Source organism: Ruegeria sp. L11, assembly GCF_056531755.1.
Genome location: NZ_JBQFMI010000042.1, coordinates 1 through 2,403, shown reverse-complemented (window position 1 = coordinate 2,403; position 2,403 = coordinate 1). Strand labels below are relative to the sequence as shown.

The window sequence follows — 2,403 nt, the reverse complement described above, 5'->3', positions numbered from 1 at the left end:
TTGAGTTTTTCTCGTCCCATTTGTTTTTCGATGCTTTGGTAGATCTGCAGAGAGGTTCCGAGGTTTTCGGCGAGGATGTTTCGTCCTTCGTTTGTGATCTTCACCATTGTGCGTCGTTTGTCGTGGCTGTCCTGGCGGCGTGATATTTGGCCTTCGGCTTCCATCGTGCGCAGGATGCGGGTGAGGCTTGGCAACAGCAGGCAGGCCTCTTTGGCAATCGAGCTTTGCTCCACTTCACCCAACTCGTCCAGCACGCGCAGGATGCGCCATTTCTGCTCGGTCAGTTGTATCCCCTGCAGCATGTCCCGGATGGGGGCCATGACGGTTTCGCGTGCGCGCAGCAAGGCAATCGGAAGGGCGCGCGAGGTGTTCTTGGTGTGGCTTTGTTCACTCATGACAGTCTTCTAATTCGCGGAGTCAAAAGATGCAAAGATTAACAAAGCAAGTTCTTGACAGCGGGGGCTCCAATTTACTAAACATGTTTACCATTGGAGGGGAGCACATGCCACATTTTCACGTCGAGTATTCCGGCAATCTGGAAGACAGGATCGATATGAGTGGCTTGTGCGAATGCATCCGGGCCACGGCTGCCGGGATCAAGACATTTCCCCTGCCCGGTATTCGTGTCCGGGCCACGCGGGTCGATCACTATGCCATCGCGGACGGCAATCCGGCGCATGGGTTTATCGATATCTCGATCCGCCTGCGCGCTGGCCGGGCTGCGGATGTCAAACGGGACGCCACGCAGCGCATTTTTGAGGCGGTTGAGGCCTATCTGTCCCCCGCCTTCGCCGGACATTCCATCGCGCTCTCGCTTGAGATGCGTGACATTGACCCAGACCTTTCGCCCAAGACCGGCACGATCCGGGACCATTTGGGCGCGACCAACCAGGAGACCTGATCCATGAGCGCACTGGATACGAATATCGAGAAGCTGGCGGGCTTTCTGGCCCGGTTTAAGGAAACCGGCATCAAGAACCGGATCGCGGGCGAAGATCGCGACGGTTCCGCAGGGGTGTTCCAATCCACCTCCCCGGTTGACAGGTCGGTGATCTGCGATGTCGCCCATGGCACAGCCGATGATATCGACGCTGCCGCCAATGCCGCCCACGCCGCATTTGCCGGTTGGCGCGACATGCCTGCCACCGAGCGGCGCCGCATCTTGCTGAACGTTGCCGATGCGATCGAGGCCCGTGCCGAGGAAATTGCGCTGTGTGAATGCTGGGACACCGGCCAGACCCTGCGCTTTATGTCCAAGGCCGCGCTGCGGGGGGCCGAGAATTTCCGGTATTTCGCGGATCAGGTGGTCCAGGCGCGGGACGGTCAGCACCTTAAGTCGCCGACCCTGATGAACATCACCACGCGCGTTCCGATTGGTCCGGTGGGGGTGATCACGCCGTGGAACACGCCGTTCATGCTGTCGACATGGAAGATCGCACCTGCTTTGGCTGCCGGGTGCACTGTGGTTCACAAACCGGCCGAAGATTCTCCGCTGTCCGCTCGCCTGCTGGTGGAGATCGCCGAAGAGGCCGGGCTGCCCAAGGGTGTGCTGAACACCGTGAACGGGTTCGGCCCCGATGCGGGTAAGGCGTTGACGGAGCATCCGTTGATCAAGGCGATCGCCTTTGTCGGTGAAAGCCGCACCGGCAGCATCATCACCAAACAAGGTGCCGATACGCTCAAGCGGATGCATCTGGAACTGGGCGGCAAGAACCCGGTTGTTGTGTTCGACGACGCCGATCTCGACCGGGCGCTGGATGCGGTGATCTTCATGATCTACTCGATCAATGGCGAGCGCTGCACGTCATCCTCGCGCCTGCTGGTGCAGGACACCATCAAGGACGCGTTCGAGGCAAAGCTGATCGAGCGGGTCAACACCATCAAGGTCGGCCATCCGCTGGATCCTGCGACCGAGATCGGGCCCCTGGTGACCGAGGAGCACTATAACAAGGTGACTTCCTATTTTGACATCGCCAAAGAAGACGGTGCGACTGTCGCCGCCGGAGGTGTCAAGGTGGGCGACACAGGGTACTTCATTCGCCCAACCCTGTTTACCGATGCCAATAACCAGATGCGTATCGCGCGCGAAGAGATATTCGGCCCGGTTCTGACCTCGATCCCGTTCTCGACCGAGGACGAGGCGCTGCAGATTGCCAACGACACACCATACGGTCTGACCGGCTATGTCTGGACCAATGACCTGACCCGCGCCTTGCGGTTCACCGACAAGTTAGAAGCCGGGATGATCTGGGTGAACTCGGAAAACGTCCGCCACCTGCCCACCCCGTTCGGCGGCGTCAAAGCATCCGGTATCGGCCGCGACGGCGGCAACTGGAGCTTCGAGTTCTACATGGAACAAAAACACGTCGGCTTCGCAACCGGAAACCACAACATCATGCAGCT

General features: G+C 59.3%; 3 protein-coding genes. 2 read left to right on the top strand and 1 reads right to left on the bottom strand.

Annotated features, from left to right (window positions below; all coding sequences use genetic code 11):
* A partial coding sequence (gene hpaR, locus ACR0CE_RS20450) for a homoprotocatechuate degradation operon regulator HpaR (protein WP_480484966.1) occupies window positions 1-395 on the bottom strand: 395 nt, incomplete at its 3' end.
* A gap of 107 nt (window positions 396-502) precedes the next feature.
* Between hpaR and ACR0CE_RS20445 the strand changes: the two genes are divergently transcribed.
* Together ACR0CE_RS20445 and hpaE are read left to right on the top strand one after the other, a co-directional pair.
* Window positions 503-901: a 5-carboxymethyl-2-hydroxymuconate Delta-isomerase gene (locus ACR0CE_RS20445; RefSeq protein WP_267365252.1), complete on the top strand. Its 399-nt coding sequence runs from the start codon at window positions 503-505 to the stop codon at window positions 899-901.
* A gap of 3 nt (window positions 902-904) precedes the next feature.
* The coding region (gene hpaE, locus ACR0CE_RS20440) for a 5-carboxymethyl-2-hydroxymuconate semialdehyde dehydrogenase (protein ID WP_480833605.1) at window positions 905-2,403 on the top strand (1,499 nt) is incomplete at its 3' end.